General features: G+C 54.0%; 10 protein-coding genes. 7 read left to right on the forward strand and 3 right to left on the reverse strand.

Features of this window, described 5'->3' with window-relative positions:
* Nucleotides 1–70 precede the first annotated feature (70 nt).
* Nucleotides 71–6,547: an excinuclease ABC subunit UvrA gene (gene uvrA, locus Pla22_RS13615; RefSeq protein ID WP_146515098.1), complete on the forward strand. Its 6,477-nt coding sequence runs from the start codon at nt 71–73 to the stop codon at nt 6,545–6,547.
* Nucleotides 6,548–6,666: 119 nt separating this feature from the next.
* Here uvrA and Pla22_RS13620 read toward each other — a convergent pair whose 3' ends face one another.
* Nucleotides 6,667–7,161 carry a thioredoxin family protein gene (locus tag Pla22_RS13620; RefSeq protein ID WP_242631989.1) on the reverse strand — a complete coding sequence of 165 codons (495 nt, stop codon included), beginning with the start codon at nt 7,159–7,161 and terminating at the stop codon, nt 6,667–6,669.
* Between the two features lie 347 nt (nt 7,162–7,508).
* Between Pla22_RS13620 and Pla22_RS13625 the strand changes: the two genes are divergently transcribed.
* The 4 genes from Pla22_RS13625 (at nt 7,509) to Pla22_RS13640 (ending at nt 10,105) form a co-directional block, all read left to right on the forward strand.
* A complete protein-coding gene (locus tag Pla22_RS13625; protein WP_146515099.1) occupies nt 7,509–8,570 on the forward strand; it encodes a type II secretion system F family protein in 1,062 nt (353 codons plus the stop codon).
* A 253-nt stretch (nt 8,571–8,823) separates the two neighbouring features.
* The gene (locus tag Pla22_RS13630) at nt 8,824–9,345 is read left to right on the forward strand and encodes an RNA polymerase sigma factor (protein WP_165440647.1); all 522 of its coding nucleotides are present in this window, start codon (nt 8,824–8,826) and stop codon (nt 9,343–9,345) included.
* On the forward strand, nt 9,339–9,776 hold the full coding sequence (locus Pla22_RS13635) for an anti-sigma factor family protein (protein WP_146515101.1): 438 nt from the start codon (nt 9,339–9,341) through the stop codon (nt 9,774–9,776). The genes Pla22_RS13630 and Pla22_RS13635 overlap by 7 nt, the downstream gene beginning before the upstream one ends.
* Nucleotides 9,776–10,105: a YbjQ family protein gene (locus Pla22_RS13640; protein WP_146515102.1), complete on the forward strand. Its 330-nt coding sequence runs from the start codon at nt 9,776–9,778 to the stop codon at nt 10,103–10,105. The genes Pla22_RS13635 and Pla22_RS13640 overlap by 1 nt, the downstream gene beginning before the upstream one ends.
* Before the next feature lie 157 nt (nt 10,106–10,262).
* Here Pla22_RS13640 and Pla22_RS13650 read toward each other — a convergent pair whose 3' ends face one another.
* On the reverse strand, nt 10,263–11,180 hold the full coding sequence (locus tag Pla22_RS13650; RefSeq protein ID WP_146515104.1) for an RICIN domain-containing protein: 918 nt from the start codon (nt 11,178–11,180) through the stop codon (nt 10,263–10,265).
* A gap of 984 nt (nt 11,181–12,164) precedes the next feature.
* Here Pla22_RS13650 and Pla22_RS13655 point away from each other — a divergent pair.
* On the forward strand, nt 12,165–14,015 hold the full coding sequence (locus tag Pla22_RS13655; RefSeq protein WP_146515105.1) for a dockerin type I domain-containing protein: 1,851 nt from the start codon (nt 12,165–12,167) through the stop codon (nt 14,013–14,015).
* A 719-nt stretch (nt 14,016–14,734) separates the two neighbouring features.
* Nucleotides 14,735–16,132 carry an RtcB family protein gene (locus Pla22_RS13660; RefSeq protein WP_146515106.1) on the forward strand — a complete coding sequence of 466 codons (1,398 nt, stop codon included), beginning with the start codon at nt 14,735–14,737 and terminating at the stop codon, nt 16,130–16,132.
* A 42-nt stretch (nt 16,133–16,174) separates the two neighbouring features.
* On the opposite strand, the gene Pla22_RS13665 is transcribed toward Pla22_RS13660, so the two are convergent.
* Nucleotides 16,175–18,577, reverse strand: a complete 2,403-nt coding sequence (locus Pla22_RS13665; RefSeq protein WP_165440648.1) for a prolyl oligopeptidase family serine peptidase — start codon at nt 18,575–18,577, stop codon at nt 16,175–16,177.
* Between the last annotated feature and the right edge of the window lie 120 nt (nt 18,578–18,697).

Genomic DNA, 18,697 nt, shown 5'->3' on the forward strand with positions numbered 1-18,697 from the left:
GTGTTAGGGAACGCTAAACGCGACGCAGCTCGTAAATTGACACGCTATTCGACAGGATTCGACAGCCTCTATGACGACGACGGAAATCACGGTCAAAGGAGCTCGCGAGCACAACCTTCAAAATGTCTCGATCACCTTGCCGCGAGGGCAGTTGATCTGCTTCTCGGGGGTTTCCGGTTCCGGCAAGTCGTCGCTCGCTTTTGACACGCTGTACGCCGAAGGTCAACGGCGATATGTCGAGAGCTTGTCGAACTACGCCCGTCAATTCATGGGGCAAATGCCCAAGCCCGACGTCGATCTCGTTTCGGGTCTGTCGCCGTCGATTTCGATCTCCCAGAAGTCCTCGGGCAATAATCCTCGCTCGACCGTCGGCACGATCACCGAGATCTATGATTTCTTGCGAGTCCTTTACGCGCGAGTGGGGACCGGTCATTGCCCGAACTGCAAGTGTGAGATCACGGCCCAGTCCAGCGACGCGATCACGACGCGAATGATGGACTTGCCAACCGAAGCTACGGTTTGGGTGCTCGCCCCTGTGGTTCGAGGGCAAAAGGGTGAGTTTCGAGATCTCTTTGAAGACCTCCGCAAGCAGGGATATTCGCGAGCTCGCGTTGACGGCGAAACGTATGTGTTGAGCGATCCGCCCACACTCGATCGATCAAAGCGGCACGATGTCGAAGTTGTCGTGGATCGCATCGAACCCGACTCGCGAGATCGCGGCAGGATCAACGAAGCGATCGACGTGGCGCTAAAGATCGGCGAGTCCACGATCATGGTATCGCTGTCCGAAGCCAACGACGCTCAGGCCGGTGCACCGAAGCAGGACATTCTCTATTCGTCCAAGTACGCGTGCGGCTCGTGCGGTCAAAGTTTCAAGCCGCCATCGCCACAATTGTTTTCGTTCAATTCGCCTCAGGGCATGTGCGAATCATGTGACGGACTCGGCCATCTCTACACGTTCGTTCCTGAACTACTGATTCCCGATGACGAGCTATCGATCCGCAAAGGCGCGATCGTGTTGCTCGGGCAATGGGGTGAAATGGGTCGCTACCGTCGGCACATCTACAAGGGTGTGGCCGAAGCGATGGACGAGCACTTTGAGCTTGAAAAAGGCACGATGCTCGAAGCAAAGTGGTGTGACCTGAGCGAAGAGCAGCGGCACATCTGGTTGTGGGGAACCGATGAGTCGATGGAGTTCACTTGGCAAGGTGGCAAGCGAGCAAAGAAGTACTCCGGATCGTTCGAGGGTTTCATTCCGGAATTGCTTGAGCGCTACAAAACGACTCGCAACAAGATGCAACTGCGGCAATTCGAGAAGTTCATGGCAACGATCGGTTGCCCGGATTGCAAGGGAAAGCGTCTGAATGCCCAAGCCAGCGCAGTGCTCATCACCAGCGGTGCAGATTTTGGAGACGAAGCGTCGGAAACCCATTCGCTAAGCTTGCCTGAGCTTTGCGAACTTTCGATTGATAACCTCGATAAGTTTTTTTCGGACATCCGGCTCGGCACGACCAGTCAACGCATCGCCGGAGAAGCGCTGAAGGAAATCAGTGCTCGGATTGGTTTCTTGCTCGGTGTCGGTCTCGAATACTTGACCCTCGGGCGAACCGCTCCCACGCTTTCGGGCGGCGAGTCGCAACGGATTCGGTTGGCGGGTCAAATCGGCAGCGGTCTTGTTGGAGTGCTTTACATCCTTGATGAGCCATCGATTGGATTGCACCCTCGTGACAACGATCGCTTGATCGAAACACTCGAGCGCCTTCGTGATGCGGGCAATACGTTGATTGTCGTTGAACACGACGAAGACACGATGCGGGCTAGCGACTTGATCGTCGATTTTGGTCCCGGCCCCGGCGTCAAAGGCGGTCACATTGTCGCCGCCGGCAGTGTTGATGCGGTCAAGAAATCCGCCAAGAGCGTGACGGGGCAATTCCTTTCGGGAACCCGTTCGATCGAGCCAGCCGAAACGCTGCGTCCGATTGACGAGAACACGCAAATCTCGATCAAAGGCGCACGTTTTCACAATCTGAAGAACATCGACGTATCGATTCCGCTCGGTGTGGTTTGCTGCGTGACGGGTGTGTCGGGTAGTGGCAAGAGTTCGCTGATCGGCGGAATCCTCGAACCGGCTTTGCGAAACGTTCTTAATGGCGCCGAGCAGGAAATTGGTGATCACGATTCGCTGACCGGGTTGGAACATCTCGACAAAACCATCGCGATCGATCAATCACCGATCGGACGAACGCCTCGCAGTAATCCGGCGACGTATGTGAAGGTTTTCGATGAGATTCGGAATCTGTACGCCAAGATGTCTGAAGCCAAAACGCGTGGCTACACATCGTCGCGATTTAGTTTCAATGTCGATGGTGGGCGTTGCGCTGCTTGCGATGGAAACGGTGCTACCAAGCTCGAAATGGACTTCCTGGCGGATATTTGGGTCACATGCCCGGTTTGCCAAGGCCGTCGTTACAACCGCGAAACGTTGTCGGTTCAGTTCAAAGGTCACTCCATCGCCGATGTCCTGGAAATGGACATCTCGCAAGCGCTCGAAGTTTTTGAAAACATTCCTAAGGTGGCCGACAAACTGCAAACGCTTGTGGATGTGGGGCTTGAATACCTCAAGCTTGGCCAACCTTCGCCGACGCTTTCCGGTGGTGAGGCCCAACGGATCAAGCTTTCACGCGAACTTTCCAAAACCGAAACCGGCAAGACGCTGTACGTGCTCGATGAGCCGACGACGGGTTTGCACTTTGCCGACATTCAGCTCTTGCTTGGCGTGATTCATCGCTTGGCTGATCGCGGTAACACGATTGTGATCGTCGAACACAACACCGACGTGATCAAGACTGCGGACTGGGTCATCGATCTGGGGCCCGAAGGCGGTGCCGGTGGAGGCACAATTGTTGCCCAAGGCCGACCCTCTGACGTTGCAAAGGTAGCGAATTCTTACACCGGAGCAGCCTTAGCCAAATCGCTCGGCATCGAACGATCTAAATCAATCCAGGTCTTGCCCCATCGACCGATGATTGCGGCATCCGAGAAATCACGCACTCATGTGGTCGTTGAACACGCGAGTGAACACAACTTGAAATCGGTCAGTGTCGACGTTCCTCGCGATGCGATGACGGTCTTCTGTGGTCCGTCGGGAAGTGGCAAAAGCTCGCTGGCAATGGACACGATCTATGCGGAAGGCCAACGTCGCTATGTCGAATCGCTTTCGTCTTATGCTCGCCAATTCATCGGCCAAGTCCAAAAGCCACACGTCGAAAAGATTGAAGGCCTGTCGCCCGCGGTTGCCTTGGAACAGAAAAACTTGGGACATTCGCCACGCAGTACTGTCGGGACGGTGACCGAGGTATTCGATTACCTGAGGATCTTGATGGCGCGGTTGGGTACGATGCATTGTCCGGATTGCCAGATTCCCGTCGGCACCCAAACGCCTGATCAAATCGTGGACAAGGTAATGCAGCATGACGAAGGCACCCGAGCCTTGTTGCTGGCACCAATCGAAGTCCAAGCGGGTGAAGCATCCAAAGACACTTGGGCTTCACTTCGCAGTACTGGTTATCAACGTGTTCGCATTGATGGGGTTACGGTAGGCCTTGACGAAGCTCCGCCTTTGGACCCGCGTAAGAAGCAAACGGTCCAGGTCGTCGTGGACCGAATTGCGATTCAAGAATCTGATCGCTCTCGAATCAGCGACTCGGTGGAACAGGCGTTGTCGCTGGGAATCGGCGTCTTGGAAATTGCGTTCGCGGACCCTGATCGCGAAGAACCCACCTGGAAAACCGAGACTCATTCGCAGCATCTCGTTTGCGGTTGTTGTGGGCGATCGTTCCCTGAACTCACACCGCATCACTTTTCGTTCAACTCGGCGATTGGTTGGTGTCCTTCATGCGAAGGCTTAGGCTCGCAAACCGGAACAAATCCGGCGGCGTTGATAGAGTCCGCCACCATGACGCTTGCCGAAGGTGCCTCGTTGCTTTGGCCGAGTGTCGAGCACTCCGTATCGCTTTGGATGCTGAAAGCTCTGTCACGTCATACCGGAATTCGCACCGATGTTCCGTTTGATGAATTGACCGTTTCGGAAAAACGAACTCTTTTTCGGGGAACCGGTCCAGCTTGGATCGAGGTCCAGGAACGTGATACGAAGGACAAGTCCGAAAGCAAACAAAGCGTGTTTCGGTTCCAGTTCAAAGGCTTTTACCCTGCACTCGAAGAAGCGTCGCGGTTGACGCCGGGACTGCGGGGCAAGCTTGAGCAGTTCACCGACGAGATCGACTGTGCCACCTGCGATGGTTCACGATTGCGAGAAGAGTCATCCGCGGTTCGTTTCCGAGGCAAAACGATTGCCGATTTGGTGTTGATGCCATTGGATCGTTTGGCCGGTGAAGTCAACGCATGGAAACTCGACAAGCGTGAAAAGAAGATTGCTGGTGAGTTGATTCGCGAGGTGACCTCGCGAGTTAGTTTCCTACTCGATGTGGGGCTGGATTACTTGACGTTGCATCGAGGAGCCGCGACGCTTTCGGGCGGTGAGGCGCAGCGAATTCGACTGGCGGGACAACTGGGATCGGGATTGTGCGGCGTCCTGTACGTGCTCGATGAACCCACGATTGGATTGCACCCACGCGACAACCGACGTTTGCTCGGCGCGTTGCACCGCCTGCGCGATCAAGGCAACACGCTGCTGGTGGTCGAACACGATCGAGATGTGATCGCGGGTAGTGATTACCTTTGTGACTTTGGCCCTCGCGCCGGGCGTCATGGCGGACGCATTGTTGCCCGCGGTGGTCCCGAAGCAATAGAGCCTGCGGAAACTTCGGTCACGCGAGGCTACATCGATGGCACCAAGTCCATTCCCGTGCCGAAGTCGCGGCGTCCTGTCATGAGCGAGTCCGGGAAGCCGTTGGTTAATTTCCTAAAGGTACTCGGCGCGAAAGAAAACAATCTGCAGGACGTTGACCTGGAATTGCCCCTGGGTGTGATGACGGCGATTACCGGGCCCAGCGGCAGCGGTAAGAGTTCGCTCATTGATGGAATCCTCTATCCGGTCCTCGCTCGTCGTTTGCACCGCGCCAAAGTTCGTCCCGGACGGCATGACAAACTCGAAGGTGTTCGCCACATCGATAAGGTCATTCGCGTTGACCAATCACCGCTTGGTAACACACCTAGCAGTAACCCGGCGACCTATACCGGCGCGTTCGATCATATTCGCAACTTGTTTGCCGAGATTCCCGAAGCCGCCGAGCGTAAGTTCACCGCTCGGACCTTTAGCTTTAACGTAGCCGGTGGTCGATGCGAAACGTGCGAAGGCAGTGGGCAGTTGCGAATCGAGATGCACTTCTTGCCCGATGTGTATGTGCCCTGCGACGAATGTGATTCGAAGCGTTACAAAGAGGAAGTGTTGCAGGTCAAGCTGCACGGAAAGTCGATCGCCGATGTGTTGGAGATGCCAATTGGCGAGGCCGTTGAATTGTTTTCGGCCTATCCCAAGATTCAAGGCATCTTGCAAACCATTTGCGACGTCGGTCTCGAATACGTCACGCTTGGTCAATCAGCACCGACACTTTCGGGCGGTGAAGCCCAGCGAGTGAAGTTGGCTGCCGAGTTGTCGCGTCCGGTTACGGGCAACACGCTGTACCTCCTCGATGAACCGACAACCGGTTTGCACTTTGATGATATCGACAAGCTGTTGGGCGTGACTCAGCGGTTAGTCGATTTGGGCAATACCGTTGTGATGATCGAGCACAATCTCGACGTGATCAAGTGCGCCGATTGGGTGATTGATTTGGGGCCTGGGGCCGGTGTGCATGGCGGTGAGATCGTGTTCACGGGAACGCCGGAAGATCTTGCGGCCACCGCTACGAAACGAAGGTCCAAAGCTAAGCGACATGAACCGAGTCCCGGTGTTAGTGTCACGGCATCGTACCTGCAGGAAGCCATCGAAGATTCCGCACTCGACGGATCTAAGACGTTCGATGCACCCAAGCGAAAGGCAAAGCCTAAACCTGCAACCGTCGAAGCGGCGGAGCCTATCCCACAATCGGCGTCAGAGTCCGCATCAAAGCCAAGCTCAAAACCCGTTTTGGAATCCAATGATTCTAAGGAGTCCGAATCCAACGGTTCGCTCGACCCTTGGAAAGTATTGGGCCGTCGCTGGCATTCGCTCGGGAAAGGGTTTCCAGATGGAACAAAACCTCAATGGCCACTCGAAATGGCGGACGCGGCGCTGGCATTGATCGAATCGGTAGCGGGGGATGATTCGCTAGCCTTTGACTCACCCGGCATCGTCACCGTCAAACCTAACGGATCGAAAAAGGCTTGGGCCGAGATTGAAACTAAGACGCCCGAATCCCTAAAGGTCACGCTTGCCGGACCGCCCGAAGCGATCGACGAAGACGGACTGCCCAGCTTGCGAATAGATCGCCCTACGTCTCGCGGCAATCAAACCAAGATTACGCTCAACTTGACCGATCCAAAGCACATCCGTAGTCGAAAGCTAAAGACGTTCTTGAAGACGCACTTTGCCGCGACTGTGAAGTAGTTGGCTGCGCCGTCGTTGCGCGTGAATCAATTGCCTGTTAAGTAGTCGACCGTGAAGTAATAGTCGGTGAAGTAATTGACGGTGAAGTAATTACCCGGCGTGTGAACGCATAGCAACGTTTACTCGTCCGAGTCGCTCGCTGCGTACGGGTTGGTCTGAGTTCGACCCACGCGCACAGGGCCCGTCGATTTGATCCAGCTTTGCAACTTGGAGTGCGATAGATAGCCAACGGTTTGATCGACAACTTGGTCACCGCTGATCAAGAACATGTGGGGGATCGACTGCACGCCAAACTTGGCCGAAAGTTCCGGAGCGTCATCGACGTCAATCTTGATCACGTGAACCTGTTGACCGTCGCTCTTTTCTAACTTGTCAAGTTCCGCGTCAACTTGGCGGCAAGGACCACACCAGGGAGCACCGAATTTTGCCAGAACTAAGCGGTCTTCACTAATCCCACCGGTCAGTTCTGAGATGTCCTCTGCGGTGACGGACGAACTGCCCGATCCCAAACGCGACGAAAACGAGCAACCGGTCGCGAGGCAAAGGGCTAAGCTGCCCATCAAGCACCAGGACAAAAATTCCACTCGGCTGGTTCGGTCTCGTTGGATGGTCACAGGATTCTCGTAGGATGCTTGCGGAAATTAGGATGCTTGAGGGGATTGAGTCGTTCAGCAACCCATGCACTGACCCGACTCTGATGTGCTATTTAGTAGTTTACCCTGGTAAGATCAAGTTCGGATACGTTTTGTCGGTTCGTTTGATTCGGTCGCTGCTTTTGCTGCTACGCGAAATTTCGGCGTGGGCTTCTGCGACGCTAGTTTCTCGCCAGCCAGCGGCATCTATAGTGTGACGAGAATCGACCAGCCATATCTCATAGACCACGCCCAATGCGCTTGATACTTGTTCACAGCACGAAACTGGTCGGTGCTGCAGTGCCTCAGGCCGATCGTTATGATGGGGCATGAACCGAGTCGAACGTCCCGATCCACGAAGAGCGCCCGCAGCATCGATCGAGAGCGAGTTGCCGAAGTGGCTGTGGCGTCAGGCTCGCTATCGGTTTAGGAATCTTTGGAACGCGATCCAGGGCCCGCCTTACAAACTGCTGGCACAATTCTGCCACGATTTTGGAATGTGTGTGCGGTCGGCGTCCGATATCACGCGAGCCTTGGAGTTGTGCCTCAAGCCGTTACGGCAATCCAAGTTGGGCAGACTTTGGATTGACGCCGCCGCGAAGGTTGCTCGCGGTTCGTCGATTGCGGATGCACTTGCCAGCGGCCAATCGAGGCTGCCACCGTTCTTCTTACCGGTCGTGCGAGCAGGAGAGCTCTCCGGGCGACTCGATGAAGCGTTTTCTTTCTTAGAAAGTCATTGCAAGTTGCTCGCGGGTACTGCCAGTGCTCTTCGCAAACTGTGGCTAATGCCGATCGCCATTATGCTTTTCGGATCCGTGATTAAGGTGTTGATGCATCTGGGAATGGGGTCGATCACGGGTGCCCTATCGTTGCTGTTGATGGAATTGCTCTCGTGGGGACAATTAGCGGCAATCGTGATCATCGTGATGATGACGCCCGTCCGGTCCTTCTTCGATCAAGCTCGATTGGCGATTCCTTTTTTGGGGGCGTTGGAACGGGAGATTGCTCTGCATCGTTTCTTTCGAGTGATGTCGCTGCTCTATGGCGTGGGCGGTCATCGTGTGGAAATGATGATTCGGATTGCTGCGGACACGGTCAGCAACGAAGCGGCTCGAAATGATTTGTCAGAAGCCGCAACGGCCATTGAAAGTGGAGCGACCATGGCGGAAGCCTTCCGACGAGTCAGCCTGCTTAGCGACGACGAGAAGGCCACGATTGAAGTCGGCGAAATGTCCGGGTCACTGGAACACGCCTTTGAACAGATTTCAGATCAAACCGGCAACAGCATGCTCGCCAAAATCAACTTCATCGAACCCATTCTTGTTCGAATCGTCACTGCGATCGTAACTCTCTCGATCATCAGCACAGCACTAGGGATCATAGTGAGCTAGGTACATGCGAGACTGCTCGAAGTCTCAGTATCATCGCCAGCATTTTCGCCGTGGCCGCGAATGACGGTTTGGGTGATTGTGGCAATCAAGTCATCCGAATTGTGGATCAACGCTGATTCCGCTCACTCTCACATAGCATCAAGTGCTGAATATCAGCGTGAATTTGACAGTTTTTGAGCCTGATCGGGAATAAATTGCCGCCTAGGACGTAGTACTGGTAATTGCCGTCCTTGTTAATTGAGTCCAAATGCCCATGAATACGATTGCATCGCTGAACGCCGATCAATTCGCAGCATTGGGCAATCGTGGATACTCGCTGGCGTTTCAAATATTGAAGCATCGCGACGACGCGGCTGATGCGGTTCAGGATGCCCTCAGGCAATTCATTGAGCATCAAAATCAATTTCAAAGCGCGAACGGAAGCATGCAAGCGTACTTCCTAAAAATCGTTCGCAACCGTTGTCTCGATCTGAAACGCAAACGCAGGCCATCCTGCGTGGGCGACCACTTCGACCCCGGCGGAAGCATGGGCGATGACCCGAGTTTCCAGGCTGCCGAGAACGAGCAGCAGCGACTCGTTCGTGATTGCTTAGACTCATTGGCCGACGATTCTCGCGAGATCATTTACTTGCGAGATTTTCATGGGCTCTCGTACGACGAGATCAGTGAGGTTCTCGGAATTGCCAAGGGAACCGTGATGAGTCGTTTGCATCGAGCACGTTTGCAACTTCGCGAGCGTTTTCTTTCTCCCTTGACCAAGAGTGAGTCATGTTGACTTGTGAAAGTATCGGTGAGGCATTGTCGGGATATCTCGACGACGAGCTCACACAACAAGAAAGCCAACGCGTGGAACTGCATTTGCGAGAGTGTGAGAAATGTCGATCTTTGCTCAACCAAATGCAAACTCTGCAACAAGCCGTTGGTAAAACACCAGCGATGTCGTTGGATCAGCAGCACTGGGATCGTGTGCACCAAGACCCAATCGCAACGGCAACGGAGACTGCGGGGTGGGTCTTGCTAGCCGTTTGTTTGTTGCCACCGCTGATCGTAGGAAGCGTCATGTTTCTTGCGGATACCGGCGTTAGTGTTCTCGCCAAACTAATCGCCATTGGCAGCGTTTCGGGTTTGGCTTTGTTGTTCTACACCGTTCTGCGTCAACGCATGCTCGTTTCCATAACAGATAAATATCGAAAGGTCAAAATTTGATGTTAGTGATCACCAATGAAGAAGTCGCGGGCCATACCATTACTCACACGCTCGGTTTGGTGCGGGGCAACACGATTCGAGCTCGTCATGTCGGAAACGACATCATGGCGGGATTGCGGACTCTCGTGGGTGGAGAAATCCACGAGTACGCAAAGCTTCTGGGCGAGGCTCGTGAACAGGCTATCGATCGAATGGTCGACGAAGCGAAACTGTTAGGCGCTGATGCTGTGGTTGGCGTTCGTTTTTCGACCTCCGTCATCATCAACAACGCCGCCGAAATGTTGGCCTATGGCACAGCGGTCAAGTTGTCCGCAAACGAAAGTGCGTAACTAAGTCGCCAGGTGTGGGAAAAGCTTGGCGCTGCAAGACGCGGTCTTGGTCTTGGTCTTGGTCTTGGTCTTGGTCTTGGTCTTGGTCTTGGTCTTGGTCTTGGTCTTGGTCTTGGTCTTGGCGAAATCAGCAGACGTGCTCGAGACGAAATGCAATTCAACGAGACTTCAGAACAAGGATCCAACGCTGCGTGGGTAAAGATTTATCCTCTTGTTGTTCCACGAAAGCAACCGTGTTGGTGACATCGGTTTCGACGGTCAACACAAGATCCGATGCTAGGCTGGTGATCTTCAATTGACGACCCTCTTCAGCGAATTTCCATTTTTGATTCTTGCTGTTGCCGTTACCACGCCAGTAGATGATCCGAGTGCCGGGTTCACGGGTACCACGTGGCACGTCCAGCACTCGCTTTCTCGCAAGATTTCGGATCGCAACCGAATCGTCGAACAAAAGAAATCGAAACCGCTGACTCTTACTCGCCGGGTTTTCGGCTGCGAGGATCAGTTCTGAATTCTTGGTGGCGTCCATGGCTAGCCCCGTGGCTACGTTGCGAATGGCAAAATCGCCTTGCTGAAGAACTGCTGCCGAGGGCAGTGCGATACCATGGCCGCGAGCACTGATAAGCATCGCCCCCAGTTTGGTTTCCAAATCGTTGGCGATGCCATAGTCTTTTCTGCGATGGTGTTTCGCAATTTCCCGTTCCCAGACTCGTTGAAGTAGCGAGCAGTTTTTTGACATTCGTTCGGCATACGTCGAACGAAACTCAGCGTCGAGCCAAGGAGACAGAATGCGGCGTTTTGTGAACTCTTCTCGCTCGGCTTGGATAAGAGCGAGCTGATTTGAGTCGCCTGCTTGGTACGCTACGTTCTCAAGTTTCGAAAACTGAGCCGACATCATCTGATGCAGCTCGTTGGTCTCCAATGCAAACTTCTCAGCCTGTTCGGCAAGTTTTTGCGAAACCACATCCTGAGCGAAACCTTGGCTGTGTACAAATGCAACCAGCACGCAGAACAGTCCCACCTTTAATGCACGTTGGTAGCTTTTAGTACCGTGGAAAACAGTCGCAGTAAACATCAGATCAGCTAATTTGGGATAATGAACCGTGCGTATGTTCCGTCGACGAGGATCGTCCGTGAATATAGAACACGTAAAGTTTCGTTAAGCCATGTACACCGATTGTAGAACATTTTCGACGGTGACTGGCCTTGTGGCACTTCCCGAAGTTGGCACGTACTGGCCTCTGTGTCGGAAATTGTGAATTCCTATTTCCGTGAACTAGGATAACCTCTTGCCTTTGCCATTCTCGCCCTAAGCCTTTTTAGGCATCCGTTGATGGGAACCCGTTCGTGAAGCCACGTAAATCCCTCTTTACTCATCCACGTCGATTCGGAAGCTTTGAACGACTCGCACCACGTGAGATGTTAGCGGTGGATGGTCCATGGAATGAGGCTCGAATTGAAGCGATGGCCTTGTGCATCAGGGAAACGGGTTTGAGTCGAGCCAGTTGGTTCTTGCAACGACAAGTTCTTCGCTGAGCACTGTTTTGCTTCAGTACAGCGACCTGCATTCGCAAAGTCGTCTCCGGTTTTCTTCCGCGCTGACGGGGCAACACTTTCAAACCCTTCCCATTGTTTCCGCCAAAGCGACCCAGGTTCCGTCTTGGTATGAACAGAATCGAGTTCAGTTGCATTCTCGCAATGGTGCGGTTCATCCCAATCCCGATATTCAGATTTTTATGGCACCGTTGAATGGGCGTTTGCAGCTGAAGGAGCGCGATCGCTTGGCGCAAACGTACTAGGGCGGCATCAGATTGCTCGCGATGAAGACCCATGGTGGCCAAGCTACACGCCTGACGTCGGGCCGACTTCATCGTATGCCGATGCTAGAACCAACGCCGGTATCGAGATTGAGGCCGGTCGTAATCTCGCGCAAGAGTATCTTGACGAGGCATATCGCAACGATGTTCATCTGATCAACTACTACTGGATATCTTCCGAAGCCGAATTAGCGGAGAGTCATCCGGAATGGGTGTGCCGTCTGCAATCGGGCGATCCCATCGTGCATTTCCGCCGTGGAACGTATCTGGATCTTGCATCGGAGTATGCTGAAATAGTCGAGTCGCGATTGTTGGAACTAGCGGCGATGAGATCCGAAGCGTTCTTTTTCGATTCCTACCATATGCCCGAGATCGGTTGTTGGGGAGGCGCATTTGAGCAGGGGTTCGTCTCCGAAACAGGCCTTGCGGTGCCCGAGGATGCTTCAAGCGAAAGCTATGAGGCATGGATACGCTACAAAGCCGATTTCTTAACTGCCTATTTCGAAGAGCTGTCAGAGACGATTCACGAACAGTTCCCGCATGTGGCCATGGTCATTAGTAACGTGCCGTTGGCAGGGCTATTTTCTCAGCAGACCACTACGCAATTGGCTGCCGACGATATAGGCAAATCAGAGTTCACTTTTGCGACGCGTTTCGATGAGGACTTCTTTGAAAGCCATCCGGACGTCTACGAACCCGATGCAGATTTTCGCGCAGCCTTAGGTTGGACGGTTCTTCGCGATGCTTCCGATGGAGCCCCACCACATATTTGGATGGCGAGTTTTCCCAATGAAGCACACATTCGCGCGTTCACCGCTTCGAGCATTACCTACGGTGGTGTCGCCAATATCGACGTCCCTGAAGCAAACCTGTTGGTCGCCAATGATCCGGAGGGCACGTCGACTCGAGCAACCGTGGCGGCAGGGATGGCCTTGGGGAACCAGCTCTCAGGAGCTGTTGCAGGTAAGGCTACAGCTACGGAAGTAGCAATCTTGTTTAGCGAAAGTCAGCGTGACGCGTTGCCATCGCTCGCGTCTAGGTGCACGGAAGCGATTGGTCCCGTGATTGGGGCTTACGAAGCGTTTCGCACTGAACACCGGTCGGTCAATGTGATCGCTGATTGGCGACAAGCAGACCCCGATTATGACCTTCAGCGGTTCGAGTTTGTCTTTGTAACTCAGCGTTCAACGCTATCGGTAGATCAGGAATCCGCACTCAGTCAGTTCGAAGCCTCTGGGGGTGTCGTGATCGAAAATAATCCATCCTGGCAATGGTCGACGCCGAATGGGTTCACAGAATCCAAGGAGGCGTTGCTTCAAGTTTTGAATTCGGTACTTCCCGCGCGCTTGCAAAGTACTGGAGGCAGTGCGCACGTGCACATTCAAATGCACGTCAATCCAGATGATGCGACGGATAGAACGATTTTGATCGCCAACGATTTTCGGTTCGTTCAATCGTTGCGAGGCCTTGGGGCTGATGGAGTCATCAATGATCCGCCGCCGCCGATCGACGATCTGCAATTGTTGTTGAGTTATGATGCTGGATTCGACGAACTGACTGCTCCGGATCTGATTGCCACGGATGTTTTAGGAGGCGTCGTATGGGCAACTCAGAAGACTGCCGAAGGATGGCTAATTTCCGTCCCCGAGTTCACGGAGGCTGCCGCCATTCATCTTCAGCTCGACGTTTCGTCCCCGGCAACGATGAGACAGTCAGAGCAGCAACCGCTTCAGCAGGCAGTCGCGTCGGAAATGATTTGGTCAGACGATGAGAATTGGCTCGAGTCGAACCTTGAGTTTGATGCCGCTGACGTCAATCGGGATGGCCGAGTCAGCGCGCTCGATGCATTGGTCTTAATCAATCACCTCAGCCGGACTGCGATGAGCGGTATCGGCGGCTTCTCAGCGAAAGTTGGGCAATCCGGTGAATCGCTATCCACGCTTGACGTAAACCAGGACGGCGATGTTTCGGCGATTGACGCCTTGCACATCATCAAACGTTGTCGTTCACTCGGCGATGAACGGGTCGCGTTGTTTTCGGCTCCGCTAGAGGACGACGATCATGATGACCATCACAATTTCGGCATCAACTGATCGCAATCAGAACATCGCGTCTGAGGATGTCAGGCTAGGTATTATCCGTAAAGGAACACGATACCGATGGAAAGCGTAGCGATCAGGATCACAGCGACGTTGAAAATGCGTTCGATATTGAATTCGCGGTTCATCGGACTGCCTTTCGTAAGAGTGTGTTTGGCTTTCCGCCATGCAGTGGCGGGCGTCTCTTTGACCAAGCGGGCATTCCCACGAAGTGTTACTAGGAAATTCTGGAATTTGTTGACGAGCAAGCCAATTGTCAGAGGAACATCGGGCAATCGCTTGGGAAGGCAGTGTTGACGACTGGGGCGAGGAACAGTTTTTGGATTTGTTGTAACATCCGGCAATCTACTTCGCTGAGGACCTCAGACCCATCCGTTTTCGTCACATTTGCCTGAGGTGACCTGATGTCAATTCTTAAAAAGTGGACTCGCGTTTATCAGTATTCCTTTCACTGTTTGATGTCACGACTGTGCCCCTAATAGTTAGATGGGGTTCTTCAAGAGTGGATCTACCAGGGTGGATCTACCAGGGCGTGGACCTGCACTTATGAGAACGCTGCGAACTGAAGCGCCCAGATATTCTTCTTTTCACATTCAATGCGGCCGCTTCGTTTTACAGCGAACACATCACGCACGAGTTGGCTCTAAACGGCTAGACTTTTTGAGAGGGTAAGTCGGGCGTTGCCGATTGCCGATGGCTGAGGAATGGAAAGCATGAAAGCGCGTGAACTCAACAACTTGGGGATTCCCAAAGGAATCGCGATGCAGGCTGCGATGGAAGCCGTTAAGGCTGCCGCGGGGAAGGGATTTAAGCGAGCGGAGTTGCGCGAACGAATTGCAGCAATCGTGGAGAGTCCGGAATTTTTCGCCAACGATGAACTTTGGGGGACGCTGGCAGCTTCGCTAACTGAAGTATTCCAGCACCAAGCCCGCTTCGTAGGTCGCGATGCACCAGCGCCATGGCGGCAATGGGGCGATGGATTGGAAGGTAGTGCGGTTGATCAAATGGCCAACGCTTGCAAGTTGCCCGTTACAGTCGCCGGTGCCTTGATGCCCGACGCTCATCAAGGTTACGGACTGCCCATTGGCGGCGTCCTGGCTACAAAGGATTGCGTTATTCCCTATGCCGTTGGGGTCGACATTGCTTGCCGAATGAAGTTGACAGTACTCGACATGCCGGTTTCGGCGTTGGAAAAGAAAACCGATACGCTGCGCGGGGCGATTGAGCGTGAGACTCAGTTTGGAATCGGTGCGAGTTTTCGAAAACCACGTGATCATGAAGTCATGGATGCTGATTGGTCGGTTTCGCCCATCACGCGAACCAATCGTGATCGGGCATGGAAGCAACTCGGAACCAGCGGAAGTGGAAATCACTTCGTCGAGTTTGGGACGCTCACGCTAGACGAAGATGACCTTGGGCTAGCTGCAGGTGTCTATCTTGCACTGCTTAGCCACAGTGGTTCACGAGGGACGGGTGCGGCGGTTTGCGATCACTACAGCCGAATTGCCAAGAGTCTTCATCCGGAACTTCCTCGCGAGTTGGTCAATTTGGCATGGCTCGATCTCGATAGTGACGCGGGCGCCGAATATTGGGCAGCGATGAACCTGATGGGCGACTACGCCGAAGCAAACCATGCGTGCATTCACCGCGAGATCGCCGGCCACCTTGGTGTCGACGTGTTGTTGGACATCGAGAACCACCATAACTTTGCGTGGAAGGAAACTCACGGTGGCGAAGAATTGATCGTTCATCGCAAGGGAGCGACCCCAGCGGGAAAAGGTGTGCTGGGGATTATCCCTGGTTCAATGGGAACGCCGGGGTATGTCGTTCGCGGTCGCGGTGTTGCGGAGTCGTTGCTAAGTGCTTCACACGGTGCGGGACGTAAAATGAGTCGTACGGCGGCCAAAGCGAAATTCAATTGGAAAGACGTCAAAGCATTTCTCGATGAGCGAGGCGTGACGTTGATGTCGGCTGGATTGGACGAAGTTCCCATGGCGTACAAAGACATCGAGCAAGTGATGGCGTCGCAGCGTGACCTCGTCGATAGCGTCGCACGTTTCGACCCCAAACTGGTCAAGATGGCCAACGCGGGCGAGCGACCAGAAGACTAAACGTCCTCTACGATGGAATAGTCTTGCACGCTAAAGGCCTATTCATTCGAGGCAAATGAGTTCTTGGATCGTGTGAGCGTAGAGTCGACCGCGGTGATAGCTCAGGCTGCCGCGGTTGAACGACTTTCCCAGTGGGCCCAGGTCATTGATGCCAATGATCGATGTTTCGTCGAGCGTTTCGTTGTTCCAGCGGATCACGTAGACCGTGCCCGACATGGTGGGCACGTACATGTGTTGGCCAACAACCGTTGGCACAGCGGACGCATGATGACCCCAGCCATTGCCGCGTGAACGAGAGTCGCCCATCACGAGAGCTCCCGATGCGTTCCGCATCTCGTTGGGTTCGAATGCCCAGTGTTGGATGGGAAGCGACTTCGTTGGCTTACGCATCATTTGGTGTTGTACTTCGATCTCGTGATCGCTCATTTCCGATTCGTTCCAAAGCCATCGGTCGACATCTTTGTCGTTGGCGCGGTTAAGTTGCACGGGTATTTGCAAGTATTCCGCTACGCCAGTGATGACGTTGACGCGGCCCAGCCACGGTTGAGTGTAGCTGCGGAAATAGTGGTAGTGTCCCGCGAGCACGTTGGACTGTTGAATGATCGCTCGCGAGCTAGTTCCGAGGTCGATCGATACGGTTTCGGATTCCCACAAAGGACGTCCGGCGTTCGAAGACGTGTTGCGTCGTAGGTCCACATTTGCAGTAAAGGACTCTCGGCGAGCAACCTTTCCCGTAAACACGTCAATCCACAAATGGTCTCCACCGTCGAAAACGAGGGCACGGTCGCCAAAGACATTCAACGACATTGTGCTCATGAAATTCTCGATTGGCAGTGTCCAGATCGTGCTTCCGTCAATGGCGCTGACCAACGATATTCCATCAGGTTTTTCAGGAGGTGAATGCCCTCCACCACGACCCACCAAAATCACTCGACGCCCGTCCGAAAGGCTTGTTGGAAGCGGGACGCAGCCCATATTGACTCCACACTTAGTACGCCAAATTGGTGAGCCGGTGGCGATGTCGAGAGCTTGCAATTGAGTCCAATGATCTGACGCTGCGTCTTTATGGTCGTGCGTGAAGTGACCTTCCGAATTAGGCATGTACGATTGATGAATGAACACGACCTGACCATTTGACAGAAACGGCTGAGTGCGACTGACGGGCATCATGTCATTTTGCCAAAGCAACTTCCCTTCGTAGTCGAAGCACGCGATTCGTCCCGAAGCGTTGAAAAAGCAGACGCGTTGTCCGTCGGTGAGTGGTGGTGGCGAAGTGCTATCGCCGAAACAACCTGACAACCGCAGCGGATGGTCCGCTCGCAAATCACGTGTCCACATGGTTTCGCCAGTGTCCGCGTTGCAACACCACGCCACCATGTCGCTGCCGGTCTCGCTGTCCTGCTGAACGGGCTTCATGGTGGTAAAGAAAAGACGGTCACCCCAAGTCACCACAGTGCTTTGACCAGTCTCAGGTAGCACTTTTCGCCAACGCACGTTCTCGTTCTTGACCACACTCCATTTCGTTGGAGCGATTGCCTGCGACACGTTAAAGTTCCCCTGAGGTCCGATCCCTTGCGGCCAATTTCCCATCAGGTGCGATTGAAAGAACCGCAAGATCAGGGAACGGCTACGTTCGCTTTGAAACTCTTTGCCTCCGTGTCCTGATCCCGGAATGATTTCAAGTTGGGATTCAACACCATGACGGACAAGTTTCGAATGCAGTTTTTGGCTTTGTTCGATCGGTACGCTATTGTCTTGGTCACCATGCATGATCAGGAATGCAGCGTCATCCTCGGATACTTGGTCGAGTGCGCTGGCATCCTTGGCTCGCTGCGGAACTTCAAGCACCGTCGCACCAAGCAACCTTGCTCCGTTGGACTTCGCGATGTCCGCTTGCGTGCGACCGTTGCCCAAGGTGTTCGCGGGCATCGAAAGCAGATCAGTGGGGCCAAACCAATCGCAAACGGCATTGACGCGGCTTGATGTCGTTTCGGGATCAGGGCACGGTCGTGTTCCCATCAACGCGGCCAAATGACCGCCTGATGAGGAACCCCAAGCTCCGACACGATCGGGATCTAGGTGGTAGTCGCTTGCATGATCACGTACCCAGCGGACTGCTGCGTAGCAATCGTCGATCTGCGCCGGCCACTGAGCCACCTTGGTCGAGCGCTGGCCGATCGACGCGACTGCGAAGCCATGCTCAGTTAACCAACCGGCGATTCTCGTCCCGATCGTTTTGTCACCGTTGCCCCAACCACCGCCGTGAACAAACACGACACAGGGTGACGCGATAGACGACGGATGTTTGGGAAGCAACAAGTCTAGTTTGAGCGAGATTCCATCGACGTTTCGATACTCGAGGTCCAGTGTGCTAGTCCGGATCGCACTGGCGTCTTCACCATCGGTGTTTGCACATGCGAGAACCAAAACAGAGACGAAAACCATCAGCCGATGCGTGTGCATGGTCGAACCAAATGCCGAGAAAGAAACAGGCGTTCGCGATCGACGCTCGCCCTACCGGCAACAGTGTACCCGTTAGGCACCACCGAGATGGCAAGTCGCGAG

Origin of the sequence: Rubripirellula amarantea (genome assembly GCF_007859865.1) — a bacterium.
In the GTDB taxonomy this organism is placed as follows: domain Bacteria; phylum Planctomycetota; class Planctomycetia; order Pirellulales; family Pirellulaceae; genus Rubripirellula; species Rubripirellula amarantea.

What these genes read in the sequence shown, in the direction of transcription:
- uvrA (WP_146515098.1), top strand. Translation starts at nt 71, where the DNA reads ATGACGACGACGGAAATCACGGTCAAAGGAGCTCGCGAGCACAACCTT.
- Pla22_RS13625 (WP_146515099.1), top strand. Translation starts at nt 7,509, where the DNA reads ATGAACCGAGTCGAACGTCCCGATCCACGAAGAGCGCCCGCAGCATCG.
- Pla22_RS13630 (WP_165440647.1), top strand. Translation starts at nt 8,824, where the DNA reads ATGAATACGATTGCATCGCTGAACGCCGATCAATTCGCAGCATTGGGC.
- Pla22_RS13635 (WP_146515101.1), top strand. Translation starts at nt 9,339, where the DNA reads ATGTTGACTTGTGAAAGTATCGGTGAGGCATTGTCGGGATATCTCGAC.
- Pla22_RS13640 (WP_146515102.1), top strand. Translation starts at nt 9,776, where the DNA reads ATGTTAGTGATCACCAATGAAGAAGTCGCGGGCCATACCATTACTCAC.
- Pla22_RS13650 (WP_146515104.1), bottom strand. Translation starts at nt 11,180, where the DNA reads ATGTTTACTGCGACTGTTTTCCACGGTACTAAAAGCTACCAACGTGCA.
- Pla22_RS13660 (WP_146515106.1), top strand. Translation starts at nt 14,735, where the DNA reads ATGAAAGCGCGTGAACTCAACAACTTGGGGATTCCCAAAGGAATCGCG.
- Pla22_RS13665 (WP_165440648.1), bottom strand. Translation starts at nt 18,577, where the DNA reads ATGGTTTTCGTCTCTGTTTTGGTTCTCGCATGTGCAAACACCGATGGT.